General features: G+C 51.3%; 8 protein-coding genes. 3 read left to right on the top strand and 5 right to left on the bottom strand.

Features of this window, described 5'->3' with window-relative positions; translation table 11 throughout:
* Nucleotides 1–745 precede the first annotated feature (745 nt).
* Together BLQ88_RS21210 and BLQ88_RS21205 are read left to right on the top strand one after the other, a co-directional pair.
* The gene (locus BLQ88_RS21210) at nt 746–6,817 is read left to right on the top strand and encodes an Ig-like domain-containing protein (protein ID WP_090154194.1); all 6,072 of its coding nucleotides are present in this window, start codon (nt 746–748) and stop codon (nt 6,815–6,817) included.
* Between the two features lie 198 nt (nt 6,818–7,015).
* On the top strand, nt 7,016–8,206 hold the full coding sequence (locus BLQ88_RS21205) for a YdcF family protein (protein WP_218132938.1): 1,191 nt from the start codon (nt 7,016–7,018) through the stop codon (nt 8,204–8,206).
* Nucleotides 8,207–8,208: 2 nt separating this feature from the next.
* On the opposite strand, the gene BLQ88_RS21200 is transcribed toward BLQ88_RS21205, so the two are convergent.
* Together BLQ88_RS21200 and BLQ88_RS21195 are read right to left on the bottom strand one after the other, a co-directional pair.
* Nucleotides 8,209–10,623: a TonB-dependent receptor gene (locus BLQ88_RS21200; protein ID WP_229212790.1), complete on the bottom strand. Its 2,415-nt coding sequence runs from the start codon at nt 10,621–10,623 to the stop codon at nt 8,209–8,211.
* A 100-nt stretch (nt 10,624–10,723) separates the two neighbouring features.
* Entirely contained in the window at nt 10,724–11,875 is a 1,152-nt protein-coding gene (locus BLQ88_RS21195) for a PepSY-associated TM helix domain-containing protein (protein WP_229212789.1), read from the bottom strand.
* A 204-nt stretch (nt 11,876–12,079) separates the two neighbouring features.
* Between BLQ88_RS21195 and BLQ88_RS21190 the strand changes: the two genes are divergently transcribed.
* Nucleotides 12,080–12,961 carry an Rpn family recombination-promoting nuclease/putative transposase gene (locus BLQ88_RS21190; RefSeq protein ID WP_090154327.1) on the top strand — a complete coding sequence of 294 codons (882 nt, stop codon included), beginning with the start codon at nt 12,080–12,082 and terminating at the stop codon, nt 12,959–12,961.
* Between the two features lie 5 nt (nt 12,962–12,966).
* On the opposite strand, the gene BLQ88_RS21185 is transcribed toward BLQ88_RS21190, so the two are convergent.
* The 3 genes from BLQ88_RS21185 to BLQ88_RS21175 form a co-directional block, all read right to left on the bottom strand.
* The gene (locus BLQ88_RS21185) at nt 12,967–14,196 is read right to left on the bottom strand and encodes a DUF4374 domain-containing protein (protein ID WP_090154189.1); all 1,230 of its coding nucleotides are present in this window, start codon (nt 14,194–14,196) and stop codon (nt 12,967–12,969) included.
* Nucleotides 14,197–14,204: 8 nt separating this feature from the next.
* Entirely contained in the window at nt 14,205–14,882 is a 678-nt protein-coding gene (locus tag BLQ88_RS21180) for a hypothetical protein (protein ID WP_090154187.1), read from the bottom strand.
* Nucleotides 14,883–14,968: 86 nt separating this feature from the next.
* Nucleotides 14,969–15,541, bottom strand: coding sequence for an RNA polymerase sigma-70 factor (locus tag BLQ88_RS21175; protein ID WP_229212788.1), 573 nt, complete (start codon nt 15,539–15,541; stop codon nt 14,969–14,971).
* Nucleotides 15,542–15,558 lie beyond the last annotated feature (17 nt).

The raw sequence follows: 15,558 nt of genomic DNA, 5'->3' as shown, positions 1-15,558 counted from the left end.
ATTTGCAAATATAGCCGGCCATCCGGCCCCGCACGGTTTGATTTTAACAAAATTAAACAGGTGATTTCTTGCTCCCAGGTACTCCCGACCGTTGATTGTGTTGTTTGATTTGGATTTAAGCTGGAAAAACGCAATTTTTATCTAGGAAAACAACAATCCGGGCTTGTACTGGAAAACGATAACTTTTATAAGTAAAATGGGTGCTTAAAAATTGAAAAGCTCCTGGCATTTTGCCAGGGGCTTTTTTGTTTGCAATTGTCCCAATTATCGTTGCGTAATTTATTTCTATTAGATGAATGAGTAGCTTCTTTTGTAGCTGAATATTGACAAACTAATTCATCGGCATCGTAACTATTCTGCATTCTGTAAGCCAGGTCAAATGCAGAAAACTCCATTACTGGCAGGGCTGATTACCAAATCCGCCGCACGATAACGATGCCTATTTACAAAAATCCGGAAGTTTGACTCTCTCTCGCGTATATACACGTGCGTGCAAGAGCGCGTTGCGCATATACGTAGAAATCAACGGTTTTCAATACAATTAATTTGTCGAGATATTTCTAGGTTAGCCATCCGCGACCTCTATAAGTCCTTCTTTCGAGTAGTTCTAACTTTCAGCCGAAATACATTATAAACGCTATCGACGTAGTTTTTGAACCTGTCCGGCTATTTCCCCGCACCACTACAAGCGCCATTTCTGCGGGCATAATCCTCCTGTACTTTGTTTCACTTAAACCTATATTCAATGCTTAAACCAGTACAATTTGCTCAATCGTTGGCCAGGTCGGTGCGTGCCCGCATCGCGGCCGATGATGGCTCCCCGCGAGTGTCGTGGGGACGGCACATTTGCAAGATCCTGGCCATGGGGCTCCTCCTGCTCAATGCAGTGAGCGTCCAGGCGCAGGACGTCGGCCTTCAATGGGCGAAGGGAATTATTGAAACCACCGCGGCAGGCCATGCGCGGGTGTACGCCATCGAATCCGATGCGAACAAGAACGTTTTCGTGACCGGACTTTTTGAAGGCACGATTGATTTGAATCCCGGTACTGCCACAGCCAACGTCACATCGGCTGGTCTTTATGATTCTTTTGTCGTCAAGCTCGATCAGTACGGTAATTTTATTTGGGGTAAACGCTACGGCAGCACAGGAGGTGACACTGGCTTTGGACTTCACATAGACCCATCGAATAACCTCTTTATTACCGGATACATTTCAGGGACGGTGGATATGAACCCCAATGCCGGTGTGAATAACCTCGTGACGAGCGGCGGAAGCGCAGATGGGTACATTCTGAAACTGGATAATAACGGAAATTACGTATGGGCGCAGCGAATGGGTAATACGGGTTCCGGCGAGTATTCTTTCAATGTGAAAACGGACCCAACAGGTAATGTGTTCGTGACCGGATATATCAGTAACCTCAGTGCGTCGACTTTCGGGCCGTATTCCGTTACGTCGGCCGGGTTACAAGATGGATTTATCGCTAAGTTGAATGCGTCAGGGGTATACCAGTGGGTAAAACGGATCGGCGGCCCTGGTACGGACGCCGTATTCGGAATTGACATTGATGCTGCCGGAAACATCTATATAGGTGGGCCTTCCGATGGCGGTACTACGGGTATGGCCGCATTAGGTAAGGGCGGTTATGTGATCAAACTAAGCCCCGCAGGTGCTACGCTGTGGTCACACCTTGACGTCGACTCGGATTACTACCGAAGCGTTTCGTTGGACAGCCAGGGGAATATTTATGTGGGCAGTGGTTCCAGCGCAACCGCCATTGTCACATTGGTTAAACTGGACAACTCCGGTAACAGGCTCTGGGGCAAGGCTTTCGGTCGTACCTGGAACTACATCGATGTTGGTCCGGATGACCACATCTATGTGGGAGGAGCTTTTACAAATCCTACCACCGTGGGCAGCTTTTCCTTTACAGCCAATGGAGGCAGCGATATACTTCTTGCGGAAATCGATCCAAACGGGGATCCGATATGGGCTAAGAGCCTGGGTGGGACCGGGAGTGAAACCGTGGGCTGGATATCGGCCAAAAACCCGGGAGAACTGCTTGTGGGTGGTTTTTTTCAAACCACGGTTGACTTCGACCCAAGCAACTGTATTGCTAACCTCACTTCAAAACAGACTGCGGGTAATGCTTCGGAAAATTTTAGCGCTTACGCAATCAAACTGACCAAAAACCCGCTGCCGGCGGAATTCGCGGTAAACAGTTCTTCGATCGCTCCGTTGACCCAAACCGCTTGCAGCCTCGGTATCCCCGACATTATTACAGGTAATGCGGTAGGCATCACAGCTCCTGCCAATTTCACAACCACCATCGGTTACCAATGGCAAAAAGCCACCAGCCCGACTGGCCCGTGGACGGACATTGAAGGCGAGGTTTTCAAAGACCTGCAACCGCTTTCGTCGAACGAGACATTGTATTATAAACGCCTCATCCGCGCGCGCACTACTTTCTGCGAGTTCCAGACGGTCGGCGAGTCGGATGTCGCTACGGTGACTGTCGGGCCCAATGCAGCACCGTCGGCGAATGCGGACGGCCCGCAATGGTACGTCTGTGGAGCGGGTGCGAACACGGTGAGCCTCAACGGATCGGCAACTGGCGGTACACCCGGATTTACCTATCAATGGTACTCAGGTAGCTCTAATGGCGGAACACTCGTTGGCAGCTTGGCAAACTATACCACGGCGGCGGTAACGGTTTCGACAACTTACACTTTGAAAGTAACCGACGCCAATGGCTGTATCGATACCGACCAGGTAACTGTGGTACCGGCGGTGGCCAATGCCGGTGCGAATGCATCGTTCTGCGCCGGAAGCGGCGGCGTGCAGATAGGCTCGGCTCCGATTGCGAGCACATCCGTGCAATATGCGTGGACGCGGGTTTCGGGTAGCGCCATTACCACATTGAGCTGCACCGACTGTGCGCAGCCTATCGCCAACCCGGCGGTAGCGACCGTGTACCGTCTTACAGTGACCGTAACCCGCAAAGACGGTTCAACTTGTTTGACTACCGACGACGTTACCATTACGCCGGTTGCAGCACCGGGCGGCCTTGCCAACTACGCAGGAGCCGATCGTACGATTTGTATCAATTCCAATGTACAGCTGGGTAATATCACCGATGCCACTTATTCCTATACCTGGACTTCCGGCCAGTTCCTGAACGACCCCGAAGTAGCGCGGCCTACATTTACCGCGGGTTCGTCAGGTATCGATCCTTGTTCGATCACTTACACGGTAACCGCCATTAAATCGGGTTGCAGCTTTGTCGACGAGGTGAAGGTTTCTGTTTTGAACTCCCAAACGTCCGACACAGGCGATATCGAATGCGGCCCGCGCTGGGTGACGCACGAAGGCTTCCCAAACTGCCCGCAAGCGGTGTACACATGGAGCATCGTAAGCGGTAACGGGGTGATTTTGAATACCCGCAACGGGGGAGAGGATGCTTACCTGAAAAGTAATGTGGGTACGACAAAATTCCGCCGTACCGTTACTTTGAATAACGTTTCCTGCTCTTCGGATGTGGATATCATCGTCTGCGGTGGTAACTGCGATGTGGAAATCGAAACGATCTCTTCCCAGGGATGCCCCAAAAACTTCGGTGGCGGCGAACGCTTGCGCCTGGCTCCGAAAAACATCAATACCACCGACTGGAACTACCGTTGGAGCCCTGCTAACCTTGTCGACAACCCGACAGCGCGCGAAGTGGCCGTGTTGACCGACAAGCCTGCAACCATCACTTTGACGATCACCAACAAATACGATGCAAGCAGGACCTGCTCGGAGTCGATCGACATCAACCCGGCAGGATGGTCGAAACCGAATATCGATATTCCCAACAAAACCATTTGCTACGATAGCCCGACGGCCGTCGGTACGCCGCTGGGCGCTGGTTTTGCCTATACCTGGACGCCTTCGGCTGGCTTGAGCAGTGCTTCGGTAAACAATCCGCAGGCTACATTGATGGCAGATCAGGAATATGTAGTTGAAATCCTGGAAACTGCTTCGGGTTGTAAAACCATCGATACCGTGAAAGTAGCTGTTGCGCAAGTGGTAGCCGCCGCGGGTGTCGACCGGACAGTTTGTAACGGATCGACCGTCACGCTGGGAAGCCCCAAACCGGCCGGTGTGAACTGGATTTACGCATGGGAGCCCGCAGGCGCGGCGTGGACGAATGGTACCAATGCCTCGTCGCCTCAGCCACAGGTGGAATATGCTTCAACCAGCAGCCAGACATTCTCTTTGACGGTTACAGATCCGGCATCGGGCTGTTCGGCCACCGATCAGGTGGTTTTGAGCAATACATTGACACCGGGCGAATATACCGGCAGTGCCGTGACCATTTGCGAAGGCGAAGAAGCACAACTCGGCCGCGAACCGGAGGCAAATGCAACTTATCTCTGGTCGCCTGCGACCGCTTTGAGCTGTACCAACTGTGCGAACCTGGTTGCTACGCCTACCTCAACCACAAGCTACACTTTGCAAATCACCTATCCGGGCTGTTCGTCTCCGCTGATCGACCAGGTAACCGTTACCGTGAACGAGATTCCCAAGCCGCCATTGGCTGACGTAGTTCAGTGTACTGCCGGTGCCGTTGCCATTGGTTTCGGTGCGCCTAACAACCCTGCCGCGCCTGCCGGAGCCACTTACCTCTGGTCGCCTGCGACCGGTTTGAGCAATGCAACAGCAGCCAACCCGACCGCCAACGTGAGCGTCCGCACGACTTATGCTGTAACCGTTACCCTCGCCAGCGGTTGTATTTACACCGATGAACTCGATGTAATCCCGACAGCCGGTGCAGGCAGCGATGCGGCCATCTGTTCAGGTGAATCTACCCAAATAGGTACCCCTGCATTGGACGGCGCTACTTATTCCTGGTCGGGCATAGGCATTGTCGGTTCTTCGACCGTGGCGCAGCCGATCGTGAAGCCTACCGTAACCACCACTTACACCGTGGCGGTAACCCTTGGCGGTTGTACCCGTAACGATCAGGTAGTGGTGACCGTCAACTCGCCAAGTGCATTCAACATCGCAGGTAACACCACCATTTGCGAAGGCGGAAGCACCGTTTTGAGCCTCGTAGGCGCACCTGCTGCCAATACAACCTGGCAATGGAGCCCGTCGGCAGGCGTTGAAAACCCTACCGAAACTTCTACGACTGTGGTAGCGGCCGGCAATACGACCTATCGTTTGACCCAAACCAACCTGACAACCGGTTGCAGCAATTTCAAAGAAGTGGTTGTGGTGGTTAAACCTAATACGATCGCAGCCACTGCAACGCCGCTCGAAATCTGCGACGGTACCACTACCGCATTGCCTTTGAATGTGACTTCTGGCGGAACCTATCAATATGTATGGAGTCCGTCGACCGGTCTTTCGAATGCGTTTGTGGCAAATCCTACCGTCACTACCGGTATCAGCCGCACTTACAGCGTGACCATTACCGACAATGTCTCGCATTGCCAGCTTACCAGGTCGGTTCCGGTAACCGTGAAATCGGCTGAGCTGTGCTTGCCGCCGGTGAATTTGAGCGGTAATGTGCTGCACGATGGTAATTCAATGACCGATATTACGGTGAACAGCACTTCCGCAGTGCCTGTACCGACAGGCCTGTATGTGTCGCTCATCGATTCACTGGGTAACATCGTGAAAACCGTTCCTGTGGCGGCGAATGGTACCTACGATTTCGGACCGACCAATCCAGGCGAATACAGCATCGTGCTGCACCAGAACCCGGCCGGCTCCGAAACGCCAAGCCTGCCCGCAGGCTGGATCAGTACCGGTGAAAACCTCGGCTCAGGCCCGGGCAGCGACGACGACGTGAATGGAGTCCTGAATGGTGTTTTTGTAGGAAACAGCGATGTGAGCAATGCCAACTTCGGGGTGCAGCAACCGCCATCGAGCGATCCGAAGGATTTCAAAATTGATCAGCCGGGCCCGGGTGCGGAAATTGCGCTGAATGGCAGCCATACCAGCACCGGCACGGGTACCAGCTCGCCCAACCAGCTTACGGGTAACGATCCCGAGGATGGCCCGCTCAACGGAGGCGATAAGGACAAGACGGTGATCATTACCACATTGCCGGATCATGGAGAGCTTTGGTATAATGGTGTTTTGGTTAAAACCGGCCAGATTATCGATAACTACGACCCTGCATTGCTGGTGATCAAGCTTACCGGAACCGGTTATACCAGCGTACAGTTCGAGTATGCATTCCAGGATGAATCGGGTGAGGTTTCGCTGCCTTCTACCTACAAAATCAACTGGGGTGATCCGCTTCCTGTGACGCTCATCAGTTTCAATGTAAAACAAGAGGGTAAGACTGCATTGCTTTACTGGCAAACCGCCGCGGAAACCAATAGCGACCGCTTCGAGATCGAGCGCAGCGCCAATGGCAGGAAATGGGACCGCATCGGTACCGTTCAGTCGCATGGTGAAAGCGCGGTACTGGAAAACTATTCGTTCAAGGATAACCAGCCGATGGACGGCGATAATTTCTATCGCCTCAAAATGATCGATAAAGACTTGTCCTTCACGTACAGCGGCATCCGCTCGGCAAGCTTCGAAGGCGGCCTGCTCCTGACCCTTTATCCAAACCCTGTGAAGGATGTACTCACAGTCGATACGGATCAAAGCAATGTGAAATCGATCACGGTAACAAGCAAAGCCGGCGTGGTAGTTTACAAAGGTGTTGCTGGAAGGACGATCGACGTGAAGCAGTTCGCACCGGGCATGTACGTGGTATCGGTTACCTACCTCGACGGGTCGGTGAAGTACCAGAAATTTGCGCTTGCGAAATAGTATTAGATCGAAAACACACACTAGCACGGGTCCGGACATTGCGTCCGGGCCTTTTTCGTTTCTTAACTTTCAGGTAATGCTCCCGTCAAACGGATTCATTTAGTTTGCAGCCTTTTCTTACTCCTTTTATAACTATGACTAAACCTTTGACCTTTTTCTTTTTAATGCTGCTTGCCCTGACCGGCTTTGCTCAGAACAGTGCGCCGAAGCAGGATTACCAACTCATTACCGGAAATTCATTTATCCAAAAACTGGTATTTGCTCACCCTGTTCGAAACGCTTCCGGAAGTAAAATCTTTGCTGGAAAAAGATAGCGAGCTAACCGCCGTGGCGGGTTTGAAATACAAAAACCTGGAAACGTCGGTGAAAGAATGTAAGGGTGATTTCCTCTGCTACACGGGTAAGATGAAGTTTTCGCCCGAAGAAATCAATGCGATAGGGGCGAGGCTGGAAGCGCTTTATACCGGGAACAATGCATTGGGTAAATTGGTGAAACAGCATCTGATCCCTTCCGGTACTTATATTTTGATCAAAGAAGCCAGCGAAAAAGCATTGCTGCGAAAAGCCTGGGAACAAGATGCGAACGGCATTAACCATACCATTGAAGTATACGCGGAAGGAAAAAAGCCTAACTACCCGGCCATCGATTCCATTGGATTTAAAACTACTGCCAAAAGCTACCCGGTGCTGGCATACGACGTGACGGAGGTGGTGCGTCAGGAGAAGAAAAACGCGAACCTGTTTTTCGGCCCGTCCATGCATTACGCGCTTCAATTCCTGGAAGTAAATGAACGGAGCGAGGCTGCCGATTACGAGCCGATGATCTCGACCGTCAACAAAGCTGCTTTTGATCGCGTGAAGAAAATCGATTGGAACAAATTCAAATATACGTTGATCCTCGTTCCCGGCGCAGGCCCGGATTCTCCCGAGCGTGCATTGAGCGAGGGCGGGATACTGCGCTGCCGCGTGGCTGCATTGCGGTATTTCGAAGGGTTGGCTCCCTATATCCTGGTATCGGGCGGCCGCGTTCACCCATTCAAAACGAAGTACAGCGAGGCCTATGAAATGAAGAAGTTTTTAATGGAAACCCTGAAAGTGCCTGAAAACGCGATCATCATGGATCCTCACGCGCGGCACACGACTACCAATATGCGCAATGGCGTGCGGTTGCTTTACCGCTACGGAATGCCGATGGAGAAGCCCTGCCTCGTTTCGACCATGCGTTCGCAAAGCTATTCGATTTCCAGCGAAGCATTCGTGAACCGCTGCATGCGGGAAATCAACCACGTTCCTTACAAGTTGGGCAAGCGGCTCAGCGAAACGGACGTGGAATTCTATCCCGTGCTGGATGCATTGCACATCGATGCCGATGAGCCGCTTGATCCCTAGTATCAACCGCCTTGTTTTACGTTTTTAAGGTCGTCGTTGTTGATCTTGCGGCCAGATCCCTGTTTGAACAGCCCGCCGAACTCCCAGTTGAGCGAAAGTTTCACGGAGCGCATCAGGTACTGGTTACGCATGATCGAATAGAATTCGGGTGAACTTACCACCTCTTTTTGAGGCCGGTAGGCGCCAAAGGGGCTTACCGTCGTGAGTGTGATCGTCAGCTTACGTGCGGGAAGCTCCTTTTTGGCCGAAAAACTGTAATATAACCACGCTCCTTCGAAGCCTTGCAGTTCGATGCTGCGGGCGTCGTAGTCGCCGTAAGCCTGTACGCTGAAATTTTTGGGCAATTTCAGGCTGGTATTGATATTGAGTCCCCACGCCATTCCTTTATTGTCGATCCCGAGCGCGCCGCTTTTGAAACGTGCCTGACGAATGTTGGCATTGCTGTTGATCTTCCAGTCGGGCAGGAGCGAGAACGATGTCGAGAAATTGACGCCGTATTGCGCATTCGAGGCGAGGTTTTGCTTGGTGGTCGTCGCCACGCCTTCCGCGTCCATGGTTACAATGCTTTCGATGGAATTATTGGTCTTTCTGCCGAATGCCGAGATGTTCAGGAACAGGTCGGAGTTCGTCTGTAATGCGTAAGTAAATTCCATCTGATTCACTTCCTCCGGTTTCAGCGACGGGTTACCCACCACGATATTCTTCGGGTCCTGGCTGTCGCGGTTCGGATTCAGGTCCCAGATCGACGGGCGGGAAATGCGTTTGGTGTAGCTCAATGTAAGGTTGTTGTTCGCATCGAGCTTTTTGAAGATCGTCGCGCTGGGTACAAAATTCCAGAAATTGCTGGTAAAATGCACGCCGGCATCGCGCTGGTCGCCTTCGAGGAAAGTCCCTTCCATACGCGCTCCCGCATGCAGCGCCCAGCCGCCGCTCCATTTGAATTTGAGCTGGCTGTACGCGGCCAGCACGTCCTGGCGGTAGTCGAACCGATCGGTACGGGCGGACACGATGCTAAGCTTGTCGGGCGTGCCGTTTTCGCTGGCCTGCACCTGGTAATCGCTTCCCACATTGCGCAATATCGCTTTTACACCGCTTTCCAACGCATGCTTGCCCGACGGCGTCAGCGGCAGGATATAGTCGCCCTGGAACGTCCATTCGCGGTTGTGGGTGGTGTTATCATTGATTTCGCGGTATACGAGAAACTGCTCGTCGTCACGCTGGGTTGCATTGTAGTTGAAATCGTCGATCGAGCGGTTGTGCTGCGCCATCAGGTACAGTTCCTCGCCCGGTTTTTTGAATTTTTTGGTATAACCTAAATTTAAATCGATCCCCTTATTCGGCGCTTTGGTTTTGACGGATTGATAAAACTGGTCGATAATCTGTCCGTCAGGCGTAAGCCGGCTATTTTGCTGCTCGCTGTTCTGCGGCCAGTTGCCGAGCCAGCCATTCACCGAGAAGTTGAAAACATTGGCGCTATCGGCCTGGTATTCGATCTGCACATCGCCCGAGCTGTGTGGTTTGGCATTGTCGCGCACGATTTCCTGCCGGACCTTACCCGTCTCCACGCCGTTTTCGAAAGTAGTACGGTCCAGGCTCGACAACTCCTTGTTGCGGAACCGGTGCAAATGCAGCGTAGAGCTGATGTTCCACTTATCGCGGTTCACAGCAATGCGCGGATTGATAGCTTGTTCAAGGTTACCGCCGACAACTTCGATGGTGCCGCTGGTGCTCTGGTTGCCTTTTTTAGTAATGATATTGATAACCCCTGCCGCACCTTCCGCATCGTAGCGCGCAGAAGGGCTGGTGATCACCTCCACGGATTTGATCGAGCCCGCGGGCATCATATTCAATGCGTCGGCTGCATTACGGGCCATCTGGCCGGAGTATTTGCCGTTGATGAGGATACGCAGGTTGGAATTGCCACGCATAGTCACATTACCGGCAGCGTCGACATTGAGGATCGGTGCTTTCCGAAGTACGTCGGCCGCCGTTCCTCCGGTATTGCTAATGTCTTTTTCGGCATTGTAAATAAGCATTCCGGGTTGTTGTTCTACCAGTTGCTTCACACCAGTGACGGTCACCGCGTCGAGCTGTTTTACGTCTGAAATCAGTTTGATAGTCCCAAAATCGTAAGGTGCGGTGGAAGTGATTTTGAATGCAAGCCGCTTCTGGCGATACCCGACGAAGGAGAGGCTTAGGGAATAAGAACCCGTTTTAATGTCTGTGGATTTGAAAAAACCATTTTCATCGGAATAGGTAAGCGCAACGACCTGCTCCTGGTCATCGAGAATGCTGATCGTGGCAAATTCAATGACTTTGGATGACGCCGAATCGATGAGCGTTCCTTTGATCAAATAACCTGGTAATGTTTGTGAAAAGGTGGTTTGAATGATCAGCAGGCTAATCAGAAAAGGCAAGAGTAGACGGTAACTGTATTGAAATTTCATAGGTAAGAAAGAGCAGCCCGGCGGGTTACCGAGGAAATTAGGGGTTGATGAAATGTAATAACTGTAAATATCAGGCTTTACCGGCAGAAACCGAAAATCGGGGAGCGGTGGACGATGTTTTGCTTCGCTTTTTGGTTTTGGCTTTTTTACCCCACCAAATGTAAAAACCGGTAATAGGCAGGCTTGTACAGATCAGGCTGGCGATGAAAAAGAGGATTTTCGTTGTCAGCCCCCCGACCGCACCGACGTGCATGGCGTAGTTTGTCCGGCGGAGCCATTGCGCCATACCCAGCTCCGAAATCTGCGGCTGGCTCGCGGGCAACTCTTCCAATGTGTTCTGGTCGAGGTACACGTAGCGCCACGAGCCGTTATGCATATCCGTGCAAAGATCGATCGGTTCGGAAGCCTTGTCGGGAAATGAGACGATAATTGCCTCTTTATTCAGCACCCCGATTTCGGTAACGCCCTTCCGCCAGGCGGCATCCACGTTCGCGAGGCCTGCAAGCGGCAGGTTTTGCGTGGTATCCGAAAAGGCGCGCTCGTATCGTGGAGCAGCCCCCCCGCCGGAAACCATCCAGTAGAAGCTCTTATTAAACCATTGGAAACCCATGATGAGCCCGGTGATGGTCAGTATCAATGCAATGGTGAGCGAATAGAAGCCTAGTACATTATGCAGATCGTAGTTCACCCGCTTGAACTTAGCCCGCCATTTGACGGTCAGCGCCTTTTCCCGTTCCGATTTCGTCCACTTTTTGGGCCACCAGAGTATGACGCCGGTGATCAGGAGTATGAAAAATATCAGGGTAGCGTAGCTCACGATTCCCGTCCCGAGCTTGCCCTCGATCCACAGGCTGGTGTGGCCGTCGAGGATAAAATGGAAGAAATCTTCATGATCGACCATCGCCACGATTTCGGCGGTGTAGGGGTTCACGTACACCAGCGAATCGGAGTCAAGGCTGAAATGGGCGGTCTGGTCTTTGCCGTGGTACCAAACGCTGTGAATTTTTTTTTCGGGCAGCGCCTGTTTCACCGACTTCCAGAGGGTCGACGGCGGGAGCATTGCCTTATTGTCGGGGTTGGGCGCATGGAGGTGTTTCATCGTAAGCGCTTCCAGTTCGCTTTCGAATACAAGAATGCAGCCCGTGAAACCAACTATTATAACCACAATCCCGGAAGCCAGCCCCAGCCACAGGTGCAGCCAGGCATTAATTTTTTTAAGCATATTCATGGAATACCAACTCTTATTTCGCCAATTTTTTGAAGTTTCAAAAGGAGGGTTATGTCCTTTTGAAATGAGTAGCCCAATCGCGCATTTCCCGAAGGCCGTTGCATAAAAAATGAATTATCAGACGGTCGCGAGGGGCCGGGATCTGAAGCTTTGTTTTAACTTGGAAAGCTGTTAGCTCTGTCAGTACACACTATGGAAATGCATCAAATACCCTGCGGGCGATTTATCGACCCTTTCACTGATTTTGGTTTCAAACGGATTTTTGGCACAGACGCCAACAAGGACATTTTGATCGATTTCCTGAACGTGCTTTTTGAAGGCGAGCGGCAAGTGAGGGATCTGACATTCAACCAGAACGAGAACAATGCGCAGCTTTCCCGGTTTCGCAAGGCGATCTTCGACCTCTGCTGCACGGGCGCCGACGGGGAGCAATTCATTGTGGAGGTGCAGCGCGTCCGGCAGGAATATTTCAGGGATCGTTGCCTCTACTATGCGGCATCACTCATCCGCGACCAGGTAGGGGCGGGTGCCGCCCATTGGAAATACGACTTGAAACCCGTGTATCTGGTAGGATTGATGGATTTCTGTTTTGAGGATTCAGATAACGATCATTATCTGCACGAAATCCGCCTTATAAAGAAAAGTGACGGCCGGGTGTTCTACAATAATTTCGGACTGACATTTATTGAAATGCCGGGTTTCAATAAAACGGAAGCCGAACTCGTCACCGAGCTGGACAGATGGCTGTATTTGTTTAAAAATTTAAGTAAATTGAATGATATTCCGATAGGTCTTACGAAGCCTGTATTTGAGAAAGTTTTCAGGGTAGCAGAAGTTTGTAATCTAACCAAAGAAGAAAAAATGGCGTGGGATGCATATTTAAAGGCTAAATGGGATAACGAGAATTCCGACGCTTATGCGCGCGAGCAGGCGATTAAGGAGGGTATGAAAGAAGGTAAAGTGGAGGGCATTAAAGAAGGGAAGTTGTCCATAGCCCGTAACATGAAGGCAAAAGGTTTTGACATCGAAACAATTTCCGAAGTGACCGGTTTGACACCAGCGGAAATCCTTACCGCCTGATTGATTTATCGGTCATTCAATCGCTCCAATCGCAAAATATACTCGGTGTCATCACTGAGTTTCAGGCCTTTCTTCAAAGCTCCCGTTGCAGGATCGAGTAGCCAGACATAACACCCTTCATTTTCCGAATTAACGGTGATATAAACCGTCCCATTCTCCACGAGCACGCATTGGCGGGAACTTCCTTTGTCGAGTGGGAGCGGTAGCCGGTGGGTGGTTTGCTTTTCAAGGTCGAGCAGGTAAAAATCGAAGTGGGGGACTTTATAATGGTCCTTCATACCTGTGTAGAGCCCTTTTCGCTCGGTTCGTACGATGGCTTTGCCATTCCCTACATACCAGAAACCGTAGCCGTGGTTTTTAATAGCGGATGCCGAGATGTTGAAAAAATAAGCAGGATCTATTTCTTCCTGAGATTTTTTAATCCGGAAAATGCCGGTCGGTTTTTCGGGATAATTTCCCAATGCGATTCCCGGGCAGGAGATAAAGTAGAAATCACCATTCTCGGTAACAAATGAATGGCCCTGTCGGGTATTAACGCCACCCGGATATACGGAGCGGGTATCTTTCAGTGTTTTCAGCGACTGCAATTGCGGATAATCGAGCACGGCGGTGTACATGGTGTCGCCTGTGGTGTAGTTGTCCAGCGTGTAGGTATGGTAGCAGTAGCCGATGTACAATTTGCCTTCGAGAAACTGTGAAAAGCCGATGGAAAGCCAGTTATAGTTACCAAACGGTGCGGGAATCGGCACTGTACCCTGCGTAATGCTGAGGTCGGGGACATGAATTTTTACATAACGTACTTTCCGCGCGTCGTCGTCGTAGCCCAGGATCATCAGAGAGTCCCGCGACAGCCAGTTGTAGTTTTCGATGGACGAAAAGCCGGTCATAGCAATGGCCATATCCCTCACAAACTCCCCATTTGCAATCTTGTACCGCACAAAAGAACCTGCCCGTCGATCTATGCTGTAATATTGGCCGTCGCGCACGATGAGCTCGTAGTAAAGCGGTGCCGGTACGACTTTCGCACCCGATTTTTCGGGGTTTATTTCGCCCGACGCAAGTGAATCGGTTTGGAAGATATACTCTTTGCCATTCCTCATCATGGCATAAATACTGTACCTCCTTCCCGCAACGTCTTCTTTTTCATTGGATTGCTCCCGGCAACCCGGCAACAGTATTGTAGAAAACAATGCGAAAATGACGAAGTGGATAACACCCCGGTAATGATGTGTCATGAGTTAGGTCAGATATTGAACTGATGCATGAGTTGCTTCAAAACGAGCGGCGGGAGGCTTACCATTGCACCTTCCTCGACGACGATCACTTCGCCGCTCTGCGCATTGCCGCCGTAATTGAGCGCAATGTAGTTTTGGCCTTTTTTTAATGAAACTTTCTCCCGGTTTTGGGTAGGGTTGGCACAAGTACCCTGAAAAGTGAGTTCAATATCTTCTTTCGGATTGATCAGCACAGCCCCGCAAAAATCCATGATGCCGGTTTTACTGTTGATAGCCACATTGCTTTTAGGGGCAATTGAGAGCGTAAATTCTTTTTCGTGCAGCGCCTTGTTTTCGGTGCCGGAGCTATTATTGAGGGCAATCACTTCCTGCGAAGCCGATTCGTGCTTCAAACTGTAGAGAACCGATCCCAGCACGGCCAGCAGGCAAGCCGCCACAGCCGGTTTCCACCACGAACGGGTGATGGTTGGTCGCAGTTTCGGGGCGGGGATTTCTTCCGAAGAGGGGAGCATCGCCGCGATTTCATTCCACATTTCCGTTCGCACCGCGTTTTTTTCGTCCGGCGAGCTCCAATCCATGGTTTCATCGGCATCGTCGCTGAGGAGCCAGTTTTCTACCGCAGCCTTTTCCTCGTCGGTGCAGTGGCCATGGTGGTATTTTTCAATAAGTTCTTTACTGATCTTCATTCAAGTACTCCACAGTTCGGTTGGTGATGCTTCCTGATAGTAAAAGTAGCATAAATTGAGCTTAGCCGTAAGCCGCACCGGCGATTCTAGTGCATATATTCGGCAAGGTTGGCGCGGAGGGTGGTGAGCGCACGGGTGATGTGGTATTCGACGGCCCTTTCGGAGATGAGCAGCGCAGAAGCGATCTCCTTGTTGCTAAGGCCTTCTTCGCGGCTCATTTTGTAAACGCGCCGGCATTGGCAGGGCAGGGTGTCTACCAGGTCGTCGACTTTGCTTTTGAGGTTGTTATAGAGAATATCGTTCTCCGTGCAATGCGTACGATCGCAGTAATCCGCAAATGCAATTTCGTTATGCTCCTTGCGGGATTTGGTATTCCGCAAATATTCGAAAACCTTGAATTTGGCCGAACGGAGCAGGTAACGCTCTACGGAAGTAGTGATTTCCAGCTCGTCCTTCCGCTCCCAGAGCGATTTGAAGATTTCCTGCACCATTCCTTTGGCAGGTTCAGGATCGCGGACGGTGTTGTAGCAAACCGCGTAAACCTTCTCCCAATGAGCCAGATAGATCTGCTTGAAAGACTTCTCGTCTATCCGGAAAGGAGCGTTATCGGTAATATTGGCGGTCATGCAATCGTGGGCGCAAGCGGAATCGATAGGCAAATATAGGTCTTTGTTTA

This window comes from Dyadobacter soli, assembly GCF_900101885.1.
GTDB classification, from domain to species: domain Bacteria; phylum Bacteroidota; class Bacteroidia; order Cytophagales; family Spirosomataceae; genus Dyadobacter; species Dyadobacter soli.
The sequence above is the reverse complement of the archived record's forward strand: the minus strand, read 5'-3'. Positions and strand labels throughout refer to the sequence as shown.